Origin of the sequence: Winogradskyella sediminis (genome assembly GCF_003387355.1) — a bacterium.
Lineage (GTDB): Bacteria > Bacteroidota > Bacteroidia > Flavobacteriales > Flavobacteriaceae > Winogradskyella > Winogradskyella sediminis.
Window position 1 is genome coordinate 878,732 of sequence record NZ_QUNH01000002.1, and the last position, 17,620, is coordinate 896,351.

General features: G+C 33.9%; 16 protein-coding genes and 1 other RNA gene. 8 read left to right on the forward strand and 9 right to left on the reverse strand.

Going from position 1 to position 17,620, the window contains the following annotated elements; genetic code table 11:
• Positions 1–432: 432 nt before the first annotated feature.
• The 3 genes from C8N41_RS11280 to rlmD all read right to left on the reverse strand — a co-directional run bounded on the left by C8N41_RS11280 (position 433) and on the right by rlmD (position 3,402).
• The gene (locus tag C8N41_RS11280; RefSeq protein ID WP_249033269.1) at positions 433–1,191 is read right to left on the reverse strand and encodes a DUF6048 family protein; all 759 of its coding nucleotides are present in this window, start codon (positions 1,189–1,191) and stop codon (positions 433–435) included.
• Positions 1,157–1,783 carry a DUF6452 family protein gene (locus C8N41_RS11285; RefSeq protein ID WP_115839336.1) on the reverse strand — a complete coding sequence of 209 codons (627 nt, stop codon included), beginning with the start codon at positions 1,781–1,783 and terminating at the stop codon, positions 1,157–1,159. Before C8N41_RS11285 ends, C8N41_RS11280 begins: the two co-directional genes overlap by 35 nt.
• Before the next feature lie 164 nt (positions 1,784–1,947).
• Positions 1,948–3,402 (reverse strand): 23S rRNA (uracil(1939)-C(5))-methyltransferase RlmD, encoded by a 1,455-nt coding sequence (gene rlmD / locus C8N41_RS11290; protein ID WP_115839337.1) that lies wholly within the window; start codon positions 3,400–3,402, stop codon positions 1,948–1,950.
• 355 nt (positions 3,403–3,757) lie between these two features.
• Between rlmD and rocD the strand changes: the two genes are divergently transcribed.
• Positions 3,758–4,999: an ornithine--oxo-acid transaminase gene (rocD, locus tag C8N41_RS11295; protein ID WP_092447263.1), complete on the forward strand. Its 1,242-nt coding sequence runs from the start codon at positions 3,758–3,760 to the stop codon at positions 4,997–4,999.
• An 80-nt stretch (positions 5,000–5,079) separates the two neighbouring features.
• Here the strand turns inward: rocD and C8N41_RS11300 are convergent, their stop codons facing one another.
• Positions 5,080–5,412, reverse strand: a complete 333-nt coding sequence (locus tag C8N41_RS11300) for a CCC motif membrane protein (RefSeq protein WP_092447264.1) — start codon at positions 5,410–5,412, stop codon at positions 5,080–5,082.
• A 12-nt stretch (positions 5,413–5,424) separates the two neighbouring features.
• On the reverse strand, positions 5,425–5,727 hold the full coding sequence (locus tag C8N41_RS11305) for a DUF2752 domain-containing protein (RefSeq protein ID WP_115839338.1): 303 nt from the start codon (positions 5,725–5,727) through the stop codon (positions 5,425–5,427).
• Between the two features lie 91 nt (positions 5,728–5,818).
• Here C8N41_RS11305 and C8N41_RS11310 point away from each other — a divergent pair, with 91 nt between their 5' ends.
• Together C8N41_RS11310 and C8N41_RS11315 are read left to right on the forward strand one after the other, a co-directional pair.
• Complete coding sequence (locus C8N41_RS11310; protein WP_092447266.1) at positions 5,819–6,034, forward strand: hypothetical protein; 216 nt, start codon at positions 5,819–5,821, stop codon at positions 6,032–6,034.
• Positions 6,024–6,581 (forward strand): Smr/MutS family protein, encoded by a 558-nt coding sequence (locus C8N41_RS11315; RefSeq protein ID WP_115839339.1) that lies wholly within the window; start codon positions 6,024–6,026, stop codon positions 6,579–6,581. Before C8N41_RS11310 ends, C8N41_RS11315 begins: the two co-directional genes overlap by 11 nt.
• Here the strand turns inward: C8N41_RS11315 and C8N41_RS11320 are convergent.
• A complete protein-coding gene (locus tag C8N41_RS11320) occupies positions 6,578–7,519 on the reverse strand; it encodes a hypothetical protein (protein ID WP_147298955.1) in 942 nt (313 codons plus the stop codon). The genes C8N41_RS11315 and C8N41_RS11320 overlap by 4 nt on opposite strands.
• A gap of 175 nt (positions 7,520–7,694) precedes the next feature.
• On the opposite strand from C8N41_RS11320, the gene C8N41_RS11325 reads away from it, so the two are divergent.
• On the forward strand, positions 7,695–8,843 hold the full coding sequence (locus C8N41_RS11325) for a cysteine desulfurase family protein (RefSeq protein ID WP_092447269.1): 1,149 nt from the start codon (positions 7,695–7,697) through the stop codon (positions 8,841–8,843).
• 16 nt (positions 8,844–8,859) lie between these two features.
• Here C8N41_RS11325 and C8N41_RS11330 read toward each other — a convergent pair whose 3' ends face one another.
• From C8N41_RS11330 to C8N41_RS11340, 3 genes are all read right to left on the reverse strand, one after another.
• The gene (locus tag C8N41_RS11330; RefSeq protein ID WP_115839341.1) at positions 8,860–10,656 is read right to left on the reverse strand and encodes a T9SS type A sorting domain-containing protein; all 1,797 of its coding nucleotides are present in this window, start codon (positions 10,654–10,656) and stop codon (positions 8,860–8,862) included.
• A gap of 124 nt (positions 10,657–10,780) precedes the next feature.
• Positions 10,781–13,249: a TonB-dependent receptor gene (locus C8N41_RS11335; protein WP_115839342.1), complete on the reverse strand. Its 2,469-nt coding sequence runs from the start codon at positions 13,247–13,249 to the stop codon at positions 10,781–10,783.
• 72 nt (positions 13,250–13,321) lie between these two features.
• Positions 13,322–15,010 carry a M23 family metallopeptidase gene (locus C8N41_RS11340; RefSeq protein ID WP_115839343.1) on the reverse strand — a complete coding sequence of 563 codons (1,689 nt, stop codon included), beginning with the start codon at positions 15,008–15,010 and terminating at the stop codon, positions 13,322–13,324.
• A 178-nt stretch (positions 15,011–15,188) separates the two neighbouring features.
• Between C8N41_RS11340 and C8N41_RS11345 the strand changes: the two genes are divergently transcribed.
• The 4 genes from C8N41_RS11345 to rny all read left to right on the forward strand — a co-directional run bounded on the left by C8N41_RS11345 (position 15,189) and on the right by rny (position 17,613).
• Positions 15,189–15,479, forward strand: coding sequence for a hypothetical protein (locus tag C8N41_RS11345; RefSeq protein WP_092447273.1), 291 nt, complete (start codon positions 15,189–15,191; stop codon positions 15,477–15,479).
• A 20-nt stretch (positions 15,480–15,499) separates the two neighbouring features.
• Positions 15,500–15,787: a cell division protein ZapA gene (locus C8N41_RS11350; protein WP_092447274.1), complete on the forward strand. Its 288-nt coding sequence runs from the start codon at positions 15,500–15,502 to the stop codon at positions 15,785–15,787.
• Between the two features lie 61 nt (positions 15,788–15,848).
• A non-coding RNA gene (ssrS, locus tag C8N41_RS11355) (6S RNA) lies at positions 15,849–15,979 on the forward strand.
• A 56-nt stretch (positions 15,980–16,035) separates the two neighbouring features.
• Positions 16,036–17,613 (forward strand): ribonuclease Y, encoded by a 1,578-nt coding sequence (gene rny / locus C8N41_RS11360; protein WP_115839344.1) that lies wholly within the window; start codon positions 16,036–16,038, stop codon positions 17,611–17,613.
• The last annotated feature ends 7 nt before the right edge of the window (positions 17,614–17,620 follow it).

A 17,620-nucleotide genomic window follows, 5' to 3' on the forward strand; every position in this document is an offset into this window, starting at 1 on the left:
GAAAAAAATATAATAGTTATTATTTTTAATTTAATAACCTTAAGGTCAATACAAAGAATGAGGTTTTCTAGATTAAAATCACTTTAATGGAGCTGAGCTATAAATTTAGAACTGAATTTGAAAATGTTATTATAGAATTTACTCCAAGCTAGAAAGGTTATATTTTATATAAAAGCTAATTTGAATTGCTTGAGATATTACTATACTTTGCTTTTAATATGTTTGTATGTTGATCTGTTGTCCATTTGCCATCTGGTCCTTCAGGCCATAGGTGGTCCTATTGATGTTCTAGCCAAGTAATTAATGTGGAGTGTTTTACATCAATAAAATTGGTAACAGCGTCTTTATCTTTTAGAATTTAATTGATAATAAAAGATAAAAATTTTTGTTGAATAGTTCATTTCATTGAATTAATTTCCTAACAATTAACAACTATTCCTCAGCTTCTTTTTCCTGAATTATAATTTTATCTTTTTTAAAGATAGGAACTAGATAAGATAAATTAAAGCCATAGCCTCCTCCAAACCTACTACTGTCGTAAGTTCTATTATAACCTGGAACATATAAGTTTTCGTAATCTCCAGGTGCTTTGTCAGAAATTAATACTTTAAGTTGAACGTTAAAACCTGCGAAGAAGTTATTAAATATTTCTGCTTTTAATCCAATTTGTAATTCTGTCCATAACGCCGTTAAACCACTAAACTCTTCACTGTTTTCAACAGTATAGCGTCCATCCCAATATTGATTATTAATATCATAGATGGTATAACTGTTTAGAGTTTGTGTAAATGTACTAGCACCAATACGAATGCCTCCGTAAATCATATTTTCCATATCAAGCCAGTTTTGATAAAAATTCATATCAATTCCTGCTTTAAAATAGCTTCCTTTGGTGGTATTATGTAATACCTCGTTTTCTAGAATTCGTTCTTCATTTCCGAGTTCTCCAGCGATGTAAATACGCTTTGTAAGTCGATAATCTCCAATAAGTTCAAAACCGGTATAGTCATCAGATAAAAAAGTACGGGCGAGTTTGCTTATATCAGTTCCAATTCTAAGACCATACTTTTGTTTAAAAACTAAAGTATCGTTCACCGTTTTTGTCTCCTCTTGTGCCAAAGCTATTGTAGAAAACAACAGCAATAGGATGACGCTTCTAATGATAGATGCGTACATGTGTTGTGTTTTCATCTTTTATACTTGCTTGAGTGGTTTCTTCGATTTCTATATTGGTAATCCATTGGTCTGAGTCTGTAATTCTTTGAACACCTAAGCTGTTAAAATTACTAGAATAACCACATGCTCTTGAAACATATACAAACTCAGTATTGTAAGTGATTTCTATAATATCTATATTAGAATTTGTAAGTGGATCGTCATCTTCAATTCTTAAATTGGTATCTTTCTCTAACACATAACGTACAGTAATTGGTGGTTGTCCTTCAGCGCCAACTAACAATGGTAATGCTATTTTATTGCTGGTAACATTAAAGACATAAGAATCCTCATCATTATAAGTAGTGATTATTTTATCGGACGCTTCGGTTGGCTCTGTAGTTACACCATTTTCATCTGTAAAAATTCCGTCGCGATATACTGTAATACGTGATACATTTAATAATTCGTCGGTATCAGTAGCATCATAAAATTCTACAATGAGTCTTGGTGTCGTTTGGGTTGTTGCAGCACAAATATCATCGCGCTCACAGTTTTGTAAAGTAGTTATGGCTACAAGGCTAATTAGCAATGTGATACCATATTTTTTTTGAAATAATGTTTTCATGGAATCAATGAGATTCGTTTATTTAATCTTTTTCTATCGTTTATTATTTTTTAAGTGTTTTCTGAAGCGTTAATCGTGTTCAAAAATACACTTCAACTATTCACAAAATAGCACACTTATTAAAACAGCTAGTTGTTAATAAATTGGCCTTTCAGCAAAAATCTTTAGCCTTTTTCAAATAATACAACTGTTTCGATATGTGCTGTATGTGGAAACTGATCGACCAAACTCATTTTTTTTATTTGGTATCCTGCCTCCATTAATTGCTCTGTATCTCTGGCTTGTGTTGCCGGATTACAAGATACATAAACCAAACGTTCTGCATTAAGGTTTATTATTTTTTTAAGAGTTTTGGGTGCTATGCCAGCTCTGGCTGGATCTAAAATAATAGTTCGGATTTTATTGGTGTATTCAGGATGTTCGGTAAGAAACTTTCCAACATCAGCTGCGTAAAACTTTAAACCTTCAATGTGATTTCTTTTGGCATTTTCTTTAGCATCTTTAATGGCAGCTGCAACAATGTCTACACCAACAATTTTAGTGTTTTCAGCTCTATTTGCTATAATTTGACCTATGGTTCCGGTACCACAAAACAAATCTAATACAACCGTATTGTCAATGGCTTCTTTATTTTCTAAGGCATATTCTACAACTTTAGAATATAATCGTTCTGCACATTTAGGATTGGTTTGAAAAAAGCTTTTCATGCTAATTTCAAAATTTAAACCTAATAGTTCTTCAACTATTTTATCATCTCCATATACCAAAGAAATTTGTCCAGTTGTGGCAATGGTTCTATCGCCAGTTTCATCATTGATAGTGTGTAATAATCCCGCAACACGATCTCCAAATAATTCAACTAAAAAGTTGGCAAATTTATCTAAATCAAATTGAGGCAAATCATAAGAAGTGGTTACTAAGTTAAATAATAACTGATTGGTCTTATACGATTTTCTAACTACAAAATATCTAAAGAAGCCTTCGCGTTTAGGTGGGTGCCAAGGTGCTAATTCGGTATTAATACAATAAGCTTTAATATCTTTAAGATGATTTTCAAATTCGGCATCAAATAAACCGGAGTCTTTTTTTAGATCGTCTCCGCACCACCATGTGCCACGCTTTTTAAAACCTAGTGTAAACTCATCTACATCTGTTTTTAATTCGTGATCGTAACCAATAGCAGAAAATGCATATTCCATTTTGTTTCTGTAATGAAAGGTGTTAGGAGAGGTTACAAACTCGTCGAATTTATCTTCAATATCGGCTACTTTACCAATGCGCTTAAATAATTCTAAGGTACTTTGCTTTTTGTAATTGTGCTGCTTTTCTATTGGTAAATTGATATATGGTGCGCCAGGAATACTTTGGTACGGCATATCAATTTCGTCTTCAGAGGGTTTTAGGACTTCAAAAAGTTTACACTCGGCGTATTTTTTACTGGTTTTTTTTACCTGCCCTCTTACCAATTGACCTGGTAAGGTATTCGGAACAAAAACAACAAATTCACCATGTTCGTTTCTAATGCGGCCAATACCTTTTCCACCAAAGGCGTAGTCTTCTATTAAAATCTCTATGATTTGTCCGCGTTTTACAAATTTATTCCGTTCTCTTTTTGGCATTTTTTTATTAGAATTTGAGTGCAAATATAGGTGCAATTTTGCAAATAGTTCAGCTCATTATACTTTGAATACTGAAGTTTAATACTTAATCGTAATAGAAAACATTTTGAAGCTTATGTTACGAGCTTATTTATAAGAGCTGCGCGCTATAAATATAGACGTTAGTTACTCATTTTTTTGCCAATGCATTATAGGCTTACAAAATTTGGGTGTATGTATTAAAGTCAGAAAGATTCTTTGTAAATTGCGTGTTCTTAGGGATGATTTCTTTCCCACGCTGAATTTTCGGACACTTCGAAAGGATAAAGGTAGATAAGGAATGGATATTTTATTCATTTATTAAATTATTTTTAAAATGGCTGTTTTAGACCAATTAACATCGCAACAAGCGATAGATTTAGAAAACAAATATGGAGCTCATAACTATCATCCGCTTCCTGTAGTATTAAGTAAAGGAGAAGGTGTATATGTTTGGGATGTAGAGGGTAAAAAATATTACGATTTTTTATCGGCTTACTCTGCGGTTAATCAAGGGCATTGTCATCCTAAAATTGTAGCAGCGATGACAGAGCAAGCACAAACACTAACTTTAACATCGCGTGCATTTTATAACGATATGTTAGGGAAGTATGAAAAATATGCTTCCGAAACATTTAATTTCGATAAGCTTTTACCAATGAATACAGGTGCCGAAGCTGTAGAAACAGCTCTAAAACTGTGTAGAAAATGGGCTTATGAAGTGAAAGGAATTGATGAAAATGAAGCTGAGATTGTGGTTTGTGAAAACAACTTCCACGGAAGAACAACAACAATCATTTCGTTTAGTAACGATCCTATAGCACGTAAAAACTTTGGACCTTATACCAATGGTTTTATTAAAATTGAATACGATAATTTAGAAGCGTTAGAACAAACACTAAGTAATAATAAGAATGTTGCTGGCTTTTTGGTAGAACCAATTCAGGGTGAAGCTGGTGTGTATGTTCCAAGTGAAGGCTATTTGTCTAAAGCAAAAGCTATATGTGAAAAATACAACGTGTTGTTTATTGCAGACGAAGTGCAAACAGGTATTGCAAGAACAGGTAAAATGTTAGCTGTTGATCATGAAAACGTAAAACCAGATATCTTAATTTTAGGTAAAGCCTTATCTGGTGGTGCTTATCCTGTCTCTGCGGTTTTGGCTAATAATCATGTGATGAATGTGATTAAACCTGGAAATCACGGAAGTACATTTGGCGGAAATCCTATTGCTGCTGCTGTAGCAATTGCGGCCTTAGAGGTTATAAAAAATGAAGATTTAGCAAACAATGCTGAAGATTTAGGACAATTATTTAGATCAGAGTTATCCCAGTTTATTGAAACAAGTTCTATTGTGAATGCGGTAAGAGGTAAAGGATTGTTAAATGCTATTTTAATTAATGATAGTGAAGACAGTGATACAGCTTGGAATATCTGTCTAAGATTAAGAGACAATGGCTTGTTAGCAAAACCAACACATGGTAATATTATTCGCTTTGCACCACCTTTAGTTATGACAAAAGAGCAATTATTAGATTGCGTATCTATTATAACAAAGACCTTAAAGGAATTTGAATAATAGCGACTAAAAGTAGAATTCATAAAAAAAAGCGATTTTCAGTAAAGAAAATCGCTTTTTTTATTTGTATAGAGATCGGACTATTGCGCCATCATTTCTTGCATTTTTTCTTGCATTAACTCTTGGTTTTGTAAAGTTTCCCATCCAAAATAAGAGATAATCCATAAAATGTAAGCGACCATTAATACACTTAGTACGACACCAATAATTCCCATTATTCTACCAGCTTTTACATTTCCGAAACCTGAATAATTTTCAGGAGCTTCCATATATACTTTTGTAGCTTTGCCGCCAAGTATTATTGCTACGATTCCAAAAATTAATCCAGGAACACCGTAACAACAGCATCCAATAATTGATAAAATTCCCATGATTAGTACTAGTGTACCATTTGGTATTTGTTGTTTCTCCATTGTTAGTTGTTTTTAGTTGGTTAAAAAGGTTTTTATGATAAAACTTATTACAATAATACTAATATTTAATAAAAAAAGCCCAAAAATTATGCGATGACCATTTTTAAATTGAAATTTTAGATGTAATAAAAGATAAGAAAAAAGTGCAATTAGCGAGTAAATAGCAGGATACATGAAGAAGGCTGCAACAAATTCACCTTTTAAAATTAAAGATATAGAACGTTGCATGCCGCAACCCATACAATCAATATTGAAGGTTTGCTTCCATAAGCATGGTAACATATAATCATCGAGGCCTTTGGCAAGTAGTAACATTTTGCTAAATTAACAATTTGCTAAAAACTTTTGTTATTGCGGTTACTATTTTTCTATACCTTATTTTTGTGTTTTGTATAAATATTATAATATGAACATATCTAGACTCCTTAATTTGATTTGTATAGTGGTAGGTGGTAGTATTGCCATTTATGCCCAAGCACAAGAGCAACAAAATACCTATATTTTAATAGGAGGGATTGTATTGTTGGTTTTCGGGATTTATAGAACATCTAGAAACATACCGAGTAAATTTGATAAAGAAGAAGAGTCGTTTATAAAAACAGAAAAAGAAGATGAAATTTAGAGTTGGTGATACCGTAGAAACTATTGATGATGCCATTTCGGGAGTGATTACAAACATTACTGGAGATGTGATTTCGGTTGAAGATTCTAATGGTTTTGATTTTCAATTTGAAAAACATGAACTTATGTTAACAGCTTCAGGAAACTCATTGGAAACAGCTGTTTATAATACCGATTTTGAAGCTGTAAAAAAGGAAAAAGAATCTAAGAAAAGAAAGTCAGCTCCGACTATAAAACCTAAGGAACGTCATGCTCCAAAGTTTGAAGTAGATTTACACATTCATCATTTAACAAAATCATCTAAAGGCATGTCTAATTATGACATGCTGAACTTACAATTAGATACAGCCCGAGGACAATTAGAATTTGCTATTAGAAAACGAATTCCTAAAATTGTATTTATACATGGAGTAGGAGAAGGTGTACTGCGCCAAGAGTTAGAAACCCTTTTTAGTCGTTATAACAATGTTACGTTTTATGATGCCGACTATAAAACTTACGGTTTAGGTGCTACAGAGGTTCGTGTTTTTCAGAACGTAGATCCTTAATCTAGAAAGTCATCACTAGATAACACTGTCGTGCGTGTTCCCATATCAATGATAGTACTTCTTAAGATTTCTAAATCTATATCAGTGATAATAAAATGAGTTTCTACAGTTCTTGTAAATTCATTTGTAAACGCAATATAATCTTCGTTAGGGTCTGGGATATAGGCAATACTTTCCTCATCATTTAGATAATGAGCGACCAAAACTCCATTAACCGATACGCGGTCATCTCCAGGTCCATTTTCACCGTTGGTATCTTCATACCGTGTTAAAATTAGATCTCCATCATCATCTTTGTCTATATAATCTGGAGTGCCATCACCATCGGTATCTAAAGGATTAGTAGTTGGGTCGTCGTCATCGTCACTGTCGTCAATTTCATTTTTAGTTAATACGTTATCACCATCATCATCTATATCTATATAATCTGGTATACCATCATCGTCTGTGTCTAATGAATCATAATATATTCCATCATCACTAGGTAATCCAGATACACCTTCAAAAGCAGTTGGCACTCCATCATTATCATCATCTTCATATGTAGAAGTCACTTGTATGGTTCCAGATTCTGCCTCATAGTCTTCTAAAATAGCTAAATCATAAGGCGGTAAAATAGCACAAATATCTGAGGCTGTTATTGTTCTATTGTAAGTTCTATATATAAACCTAACAGTTGATGCGTTAATAGTTAACTCTACAGGTGAGCCCACTGTTGTTGGCGATGTAAATAAAGCATCATTGGTGGTAGACTTCGGAAAAATTAAAATAAGCGCTTCATTAGGGTCGCTATTGGTATCGTAAATAAGATGATAGTCTTCAAAATTATCGCATTGTGCTAGTACTCCTTCAAATTCTAAATCAACAGTTAGAATATCGCCATCATCACAGGTTGTAAATAAAGCAAAACATAAGAGTATAAAAAAACGACGTATCATAGGTTCAATTTTCAACAAAAATAAAGGATTTGTAAAATTATAACGCTCCATTATCTAAATAATTTTATTTAGGATACTTTTGCAATAAGAAACAGGCGAATTTTTACTTTTTATCATATTAAAAATGATGAATCGTTAATTTTTATGGTCTTTAAATTAATTTATTTGTAAACACGTGAAATCAGTATATTTAGATAATGCAGCCACCACAGCTTTGCGACCAGAAGTCGTAAATCGTATGACACAAGTACTTAGTGAAAGTTATGGAAATGCATCGTCGACTCATAGTTTTGGGCGTTTGTCTAAGGCGCTTTTAGAACAATGTCGAAAAAATATTGCTTCTTATTTTAATGTGTCGGCTTCCGAAATTGTATTTACTTCGGGTGGTACTGAAGCAGATAATTTAGCGTTACGAAGTGCGGTTAGAGATTTAGGAGTCACCGAAATAATTACTTCCAAAATAGAGCATCATGCCGTTTTACATACAGCTGAGCAGTTACAGAGAGAGTATAATACCGTTATACATTACGTTGACTTAAAAGATGGAGGACACGTTGATTTGTCGCATTTAGAAGAACTTTTACAAGCTTCTAATAAACCTTTGGTTAGTTTAATGCATGTAAATAATGAAGTTGGCAATATTTTAGACATCAAAACGGTAGCTAATCTTTGTAAATCTTACAACGCTTTATTTCATTCAGATATGGTTCAATCTGTAGGGCATTACAAAATGGACTTACAGGAAATTCAGGTTGATTTTATGGCTGCAAGCGCACATAAATTTCATGGTCCCAAAGGGGTTGGGTTTTGTTTTATTCGTAAGGAATCTGGATTAAAACCTTTAATTTTTGGTGGAGAACAAGAGCGCGGTTATAGAGCAGGGACGGAGTCTATTCACAATATTGTAGGTATGGACGAAGCCTTAAAGATAGCCTATACTCAACTGGAGGAGGATAAAGCTTATGTATCGGAGTTAAAAGATTATTTTATTCAACAATTAAAGATATACTTACCTCACGTAAGTTTTAATGGAACTTGCGAAACCCATGCAAATAGCACCTACACCTTAGTTAATGTGTGTTTACCGATTGCTCCATCTAAAGCACCAATGTTGCAGTTTCAACTCGATTTAAAAGGCATTGCTTGCTCAAGAGGAAGTGCTTGTCAAAGTGGTAGCAGTCAGCAATCGCATGTGTTAACCGAAATTTTAAATGAAGATAGATTAAAGCAACCGTCGGTGCGCTTTTCGTTTAGTATTTTTAATACAAAGGAAGAATTAGATTACGTAGTCACTGTTTTAAAGGCATTTGCAGAAAGTAATTAAGCACAATTTTAGCGACTCATTTTTTTACAATGATTTTTTGAGACGTTGTAGTTTTGCCTGAATCGGAAATCACATTAACCACATAGACTCCGTCTATTAAATGGACTGTAGATACATGGTATTGCTCTTGAGTTTCCTTAAAATGTAATTGGTTTATACGTTTTCCTGTAACATCATATATAGTAATGGTTTCAATATCTAAGTTTTGAGGATTTAGTACTGAAAGTTGGTGAAGCGCATTGTCTTGGAATATGGTCAATTCCGTATCTTTATACGTCTCTATTCCTAGCGTTTCTGTGGTGAATACGATACTAAAACGATCACTGTAATGGCCTGGATTTATATGTAGTTCGTAGTCTGTCTGTCTTAGATTTGTATAGGTGTCTGTAATGCTATCATGAATAAAAATACCTTGAGATTCATTAAAATTCTGAATGTCAAATATTCTAAAGCGTAGTGGTTGCTGATGCTCAATGTCTATAACCAATGGAATGGTAAGTGTTTCTTCAAATGGAAAAGCCTGACCAGAAAATACGTTTTCATCCAACGAAAAATAAGCATCTGAAGCTAAACTTTCTGAACGAATAAGTTCTAAGCCATAATCAAATCCTGTAGTTGCAGATTCGTGAAAATTTAAAACCAATTGTCTCGTGTAGTGTGCATTGTTAACAGTAAAATCTACGTTGATTCTAAAGCGTTTATAATCTTCTGGAACAATAGAAAGGCCGTTGTCTTGATACTGAATACCAACTGAAGTATTGGATTCTGTTAAGTTCGTGTTGCTACTTCTAAAAAAATAACTATTGCCATCCGATTCTTTAGCAAATACACGATGTTCATTTTTGGTATATACTGTTGCCGGAGCAGAAGGAGTGCCAGCTCTGCCTTCTATCATAAAACCTTGTCCGATTGGAATATATCTTTTAGCAACTTTACTACCATAAGAAGGCACAGGTAAAGGAAACGAGTTATCTTCTTCATCGTACGTCATAAATTGAGCTGGTGCAGTAGTAACTGTGGAACCGTCTTCACTTATTGTAAATGAAGAATAACCTCCTCTGTATTCTACTAACACATGAGAAGGAATAGTGCCATCTTGTTCCCAGAATAACAATGTACCAGTAATTGAGGCTTGATTGTCATCATCATGAATAAATGCTGCAGCATCTATGGCACTAGGATACGGGTTACCTATTAATGTATTAACGCCATTAGCAACATCATTAGTAATGGTGCCATTGTTGGGTTTACCTCTAAAATCATATAATTGGCTGCCCGTTTGCCCTGTACCGTTACCTTTCATAGTAAAACCCAGGCCAGGTTTAATAGCTCCTGTAGCACCAACATACACCCAATCAATATATTGCGTAGACATTTGGTAGGTCCATAGCCAACGCTTTGCTATAGATAAAGGACTTGCAGATCCATTATAGCCCGAAACAAATAAGGCATCTGTACTAGAGGTTAATCCTGTAGCGTCGTCAATTAAATTAACGCGTGCGTCTTCATTACCAAAGGCAGGTGAGTTATTTCCAACAGGAGAACACCAATAATTATAACTCCATTGATTCACAGTTCCTGTTTGATAAACACTTAATTCGCCCTGACCAGAATTACCAGTAGTGCCGTTACCTTGAAGTAATTGTGCTTCGTCTCTTAGATATATTTTAGAATCAACATCATCAATGTTAACGTCGTCCGTAACATAAACATATTGTTTTTTTACAAAGACATAAGCATCATTTTGAACACTAAGTTGGGCAAAAGAAATACTACACAACAGTAGTAGAAATGAAAAGAGGGATAATTTCATATGTCTTATTTTTTGTACGCAAGCTTAAAAGTATGACTTAAAGAACCTTAGTGACTCAAAAATAGGAAAATAAACTGATTTTCTTTAGAAGACCATAAGCAAAAGTTTTTACAGAATACTATACCTAGAATCGAGCAGACAAGCGCACATTAAAAATACGAGGAGTTAAGTAATTTGGAATAGCATACTGTTGCTTACTGTAAACATCTCTAACCCACGTATTCGTTATGGAGTTTTGGTTGTTAAACATGTTATAAATTTCAAATCCAAGTGAGAGTTCTTTAAATGGCATTTTCCATCTAGAACTGTATGTTTTTTCTGGGTTCACAAGTTGGTATGAAATTCCTAAGTCAGCACGTCTATAATCGCGTAACCTCAATTGATAATTATAAGGATCTGCATAGCTTGGTGAACCACCTGGAACTCCCGTATTGTAAACTAAGTTTAAATACATTTTTAGGTCTGGCATATTGGGAACATAATCTTGAAACAGCGCACCAAACTTGAGGCGTTGATCTGTTGGTCTAGCAATATAACCGCGATCATCTATATTTTCTTCAGTTTTTAAATAGCCAAAACTAAACCAAGACTCTGTACCTGGCACAAATTCGCCATTCAGTCTTAAATCTAAACCATACGCATAGGCTTTGGCATTATTGTCTGCACTATAACGGATTCTAACATTCTCAATGGTATATGGGTTAACGTCAGTCATTCCTTTATAATAGGCTTCACTAACCAATTTAAAAGGTCTATTCCATATTTCAAAACTGTATTCATTTCCTAATACCACATGAAACGATTGTTGTGCTTTTACATTAGGTTGCACAGCACCTTCAGAATCTCTTAATTCTCTATAAAACGGAGGTTGATAATACAAACCGGAGGCAATTCTAAAAAGCATATCCTTTTCCCAATTTGGTTTAATTGCAAACTGCGCTCTTGGACTAATTACGGTTTGTGTGTCATTATCTGTAATACCGTCTCCACTGACATTCCAAGTATGCGATCGTACACCAGCATTGTAGAAGACTTCGTTGCCATCCCAATCTGTGCGTTTACTATATTGTACAAAAGCTTGAACCCTATTAATCTGCACACGGTTGGTGGCTCTGGTATTCTCAAAGGCTACCAGTGGTCCCGAAAACGGTTCGTAAGGCTGAGGGTTGGTCTGACTAAAAAGCGGTGGCCTAATGGAGAATCCGGCAGAATCAATAACTTCATATTCTACTAAACGGTCTCTAATATCTTCATGAGTGTATTTTGCAGACCATTCTACAGTACTTTCATCATCAATATTATAATCTCCACGATGCTCAACGTTAATTATAAAAGCGTCTAAATCGTTTCGTGCATGCGTTAATTGCGATCCAATACCTTCACTGAATTCAACTTCGCCTAAATTTTCATCTCCAATATTGGTGTTTACTTCACCTAAACGGTATTGAGCTAAGATGTCAAAGTACTCTTGTTCTGTAGTGTGATAAGCAGATGCGATAAGCTTTAAGGTTAAATCGTCATTTGCAAAATAATTGGCTTTAAAGGCACCAAAATAGGTTTGGTATTGGTCTTTTTCTTGACCGTCATAAAACACTATTAATGCTACAGGATCTTGTAAGGTTCCGAAATTGGTTTGTCTGTTTTCTGGTTGAAAGTTGTATTTGTTAGAAGAAATATTGCCAAGAAAGTTTAAATGAAATTTACTTGAAAAACGATATGTTAAATACGTTTGAGCATCTGCAAATACCGGTTCTACATTACCATCCGTTTCTAAACTGTTTAACAATAAACTATTGTCTCTATAACGTACACCTGCGATACCTGAAAACTTTCCATCCTTTGAAATTGTTTCTGCGGTAAGGCTTCCACCTAGTAAACTCAAATCTGTACGAATGCCAAAATCAACGGGATTTCGATAGGTGATATCTAATACTGAAGATAATTTGTCTCCGTATTTTGCTTGAAATCCACCTGCAGAGAAATCGACATTATGAACCATATCAGTATTTACAAAGCTTAAACCTTCTTGATTCCCTGAGCGAATTAAAAATGGTCTGTATACTTCAATTTCATTAACGTATACTAGGTTTTCGTCAAAATTACCACCACGCACAGAATATTGTGTACTCAACTCGTTAGAGATATTAACGCCAGGTAAGGTTTTTAATATATTTTCAACACCAGGTTGTGCTCCTTTTATAGTTCTAATCATTTGCGGAGAAATGGATGTTACTCCATCTACAGACTGTCTTGTGTTGGTGTTAATAATTACCGTTGCTATTTGTTCTACTTCAATAAGCATCACAGGATTGTACTCAATTTCTTGTCCGTTTTTAAGGTTGAATTTTTGTTCTACGCGCTTGTGAGAGACATGTGTAAAAGTAACTGTTACATCCTCACCAAATGGAATTTTAAGTTCGTAAAAACCATTGCTGTTTGTCGCAGTGCCTTCACCTGTGTTTGCTGTAATATTGACTCCTTCAATAGGTAAATTAGCTTCGTCTAATATGACACCTCTAATAATTGCAGATTGCGAAAAAGAAAGCCAACTAAATAGTAAGCTTATAAGGACTATAAAATGTAAGCGCTTCAAATGTTTCTAATTTTCTTAGTTAGGAAAAACTCAAAGATTTAAAAAAAAACAAACCCTTGACTCATGATAAATCTATTTTCTAAAAAATGTTGCTTCAAATGTAGAACTATTTCCAACATTATCGGTTACAATTATTTTTAATTCGTTCTTAGTATCTTTAACGATATTGTCGTTAAAATCGTGTATTAATGTATTTTTTTTATAATCGTATTCCATTAATATCCACTTTCCGTTAACCGTAGCTCTATATTTGCTTATACCTGTCAACTTATCATCAATCTTAACTTTAAGGTAGCGGTAATTGCTAATCCATTTTTTGTCGTGAAAGTTAATCGGTGTAATTGAGGGAGGTTCGGTATCTGTCGCTAAAGCATACGTGCCTAAAGCTTTAGTTCTGGCAGTTAAGGTGTTGCCTTTTCTAGAGGTTGGTACATAATATGGTTTTTTATAACTGCCATAAAACCTAGCGACATACAGTTTGTCTTGATGCTCGGTTTTGTAATTACTTAAGTCATAATTAATATAGAAATTCTTCTGCATAGCAATAGCGTCTTCTCCTAAAAAGAGTGTATCTGAACTTACTTTAAAATCAATATAAGAATCATCATACACGGTGTTTTTATAGAAATCAACAGTAAAATTTCCTGCGCTTAATTTGGTGTTTTCATCATTGCGAACTAGTGATTTGTTAGAACGATCTTGGATGCTATCTTTTTCTATCACTTCATGTTTTCCTACGATGGGTATCATAACCCAAGATTCATTTTGGCTGAAGTCCCTAATTCTTACTTTATAAACCGAAGATGTACTATCTTCAACTTTTACATAGCCGTCATCATACACATCTTTGTAAATACTTAGAGGATTATTTTGTTCAATAAATAGTTTTTGAATTTTTGCTTTCCTACTTATAAAATACTGATAGTCTAAAAGGCGTTTAATGTGTTTAGTCTCATCAAAACTTATACGTTTAAAATCAATTTCTAAACTTTTATTACCATTAAAGAAGGTTTGTATGTTGCTTACTCCATTATTATTTGGAGCCAAATCTTGTTTGTCAAATGAAATAACACCAAAACCAATATGTCCAAAAGCCTTAATCTCTTCAACAGCATAATCTCCATTTTTTTGCGGAATTAGTCGTAAAGGCACTCTTTCATTTTTACCATTAATAGTGGCGTTTTCATCTTTAGGATAGGCAAAAACACCCGACACATAAGGTCGTTTAGAGTCTTTTACGTCCATACCAAAAAGTAAAGGATTGATAGGACGTTCTTGGTTGTCTCTAATTTCAAAATGTAAATGCGGTCCACCAGAACTTCCTGTATTACCAGAGTATGCGATAACTTCATTAGGATGTATTTTTAGTTCTTCGCTATGCGGAAAAACTTCAACCTCAAAACTTTCTTTATCATATTGGCATTGTTTAATATAGTTTTCTAAGCGCTCAGAAAATTTTTGAAGATGACCATACACTGTAGTATATCCGTTAGGATGTGTAATGTATATAGCCTTTCCGTAGCCAAAGTGCGAAATCTTAATTCTACTAATATACCCTTCGGCAGCAGCATATACTTTTAAACCTTCTCTCTGCTGTGTTTTTATGTCTAATCCACCATGAAAATGTGTAGAGCGTAATTCACCGAAAGTGCCAGAAAGCACTAAGGTAATATCTAGTGGATGTCTAAAATAATCTTTTGGGTATTCAGACTGTCCATAAATTGAACAGGATATTAAAAAAAAAAGAAAAACTGGCTTCATAAAATCTACTATTATAGCGAAAATATCAATTTGATAACGATTTGCAAATTATAAAATCGTATTATTTTTATTAACGATTTAATTCCCTTCAACTTATAATAATAAAAAATAAATGTAAAAGAATTGTATTTCTTATTTAGGTATGTTAACTTTGTTTTATTAGTATTGAATTGCTTTAATGAGTAAAATAGAAGACATTGTTGATGCGTTAGAGAATAAAATCAGTAAGATTTTACACAAGCAGGAGGTTTTAAAACAGACTAATGCTAAACTCTCAGAACAATTAGAACAGCAACAACAAAGGCTTTTAGAGCAGCAAGAAGAAATTTCTGCTTGGGTAGAAAAATATGATACCCTCAAGATGGCGAATTCAATGCTTGGTAGTGACGAAAATAAACGAGAAACGAAACTCAAAATAAATGCACTTATTAGAGATATTGACCATTGTATAGGGCAATTATCAGAATAATAATGTAAATTTAAATTATAATGCCAGAACAATTAAAAATTAAACTTTCAATTGCTAACAGAGTTTATCCGTTAACGATAAACCCAAGTCAAGAAGAAGGTTTACGTAAGGCCACGAAAAAAATCGAGGTTATGATTGGGCAATTTGAGCAGAATTACTCTGTAAGAGATAAGCAAGATGTGTTGGCAATGTGTGCTTTACAATTTGCGGCTCAAGTAGAGCAAAAGTCAATAGATAAAGAGTATGTTAATGAAGAAGTACAAGAAAAGCTTGAAGCTTTAAATGAACTTTTAAACCAACATATCTAACTCGTACGTTCTTTTAAATAAAATTAAGGTTACTGCCTACATTAGTTACATTTTTTGATAAACTCAACGATCAATTCTTTAAAAAGGGTGAGTTTAAGTTGTAAAATCGTGCTGTTAGTGCTGAACTCGATTCAGTATCTTAGACAGATTTTTGATCAGCTTGTTAGCCCTAAACTTGTTTTTAAGGAGTTTATACAAAACCGTTAACTGATGTGGGCTTTTTTATACACTAAAACTAAATAATAAACATGGACACTAACACAATTTTATATATTGTTGGAGGAGTAATAATAGGAGTAATACTAGGATATATTATAGCCAAAGCTTTAGAAAAAGGCAAGGCTTCAAAATTAATTGCAAATGCAGAACTAGAAGCACAATCGATTTTAAAACAAGCAAAATCGGATGGAGAATCTATAAAAAAAGATAAAATACTACAGGCTAAAGAAAAATTTATTGAGCTAAAATCAGAGCACGAAAAAGTGATTTTATCTCGCGATAAAAAAATGGCTGAAGCCGAAAAACGCATCAGAGATAAAGAGTCTCATGTGTCTAATGAATTGAGTAAGGCTAAAAAGTCTAATCAGTCTCTCGAAGATAAAATTAAGGATTACGACTTTAGATTAGAATTCCTTGATAAGAAACAAGAGGAAATTGAAAAAGCGCATAAAAATCAAATAAAACAGCTAGAGGTTATTTCATCGCTATCTGCAGAAGAGGCTAAAAGCCAATTGGTAGAGTCGCTTAAAGAAGAGGCCAAAACCGATGCCATGGCGTTTATACAAGACCATGTAGAAGAGGCTAAATTAACTGCGCAACAAGAAGCTAAAAAGATAATTATTAATACCATTCAGCGTATCGGAACCGAAGAGGCTGTAGATAACTGTGTGTCTGTATTTAATATAGAATCTGATGATGTTAAAGGTAGAATCATCGGTAGAGAAGGTCGTAATATTAGAGCAATTGAAGCTGCTACTGGTGTAGAAATTATAGTCGATGATACTCCAGAAGCCATTATCTTATCGTGTTTTGATTCTGTAAGACGTGAAATAGCACGTTTATCATTACACAAATTGGTAACGGATGGAAGAATACATCCTGCAAGAATTGAAGAGATTGTTAAAAAGACCGAAAAACAAATAGAGCAAGAAATTATTGAAGTTGGTAAACGTACGGTTATCGATTTAGGAATTCATGGTTTACACCCAGAGTTGATTAAAATGGTAGGACGTATGAAGTACCGTTCGTCTTATGGGCAAAACTTATTACAGCACTCGCGTGAAGTGGCAAAACTTTGTGGCGTAATGGCTGCAGAACTTGGTTTAAATCCTAAATTAGCCAAACGAGCAGGTCTATTACACGATATTGGAAAAGTACCATCCTCTGAAACAGATGTAGAAACTCCACACGCTATATTAGGGATGCAATGGGCAGAGAAACATGGTGAAAAAGCAGAAGTTTGTAATGCCATTGGAGCACACCACGACGAAATTGAAATGACAACATTGTTATCGCCAATTATTCAAGTTTGTGATGCGATTTCTGGAGCACGACCAGGTGCAAGACGTCAGGTGTTAGATTCTTACATACAACGTCTTAAAGATTTGGAAGATGTTGCCTTCGGATTTACAGGTGTAAAGAAAGCTTACGCTATCCAAGCAGGTAGAGAATTGCGCGTTATTGTAGAAAGTGAAAAGGTAACCGATGACAAAGCTGCAAGTTTATCGTTCGAGATTTCTCAAAAAATCCAAACAGATATGACTTATCCTGGGCAAGTTAAAGTCACTGTAATTAGAGAGACAAGAGCAGTAAATATTGCTAAATAAATCTCTA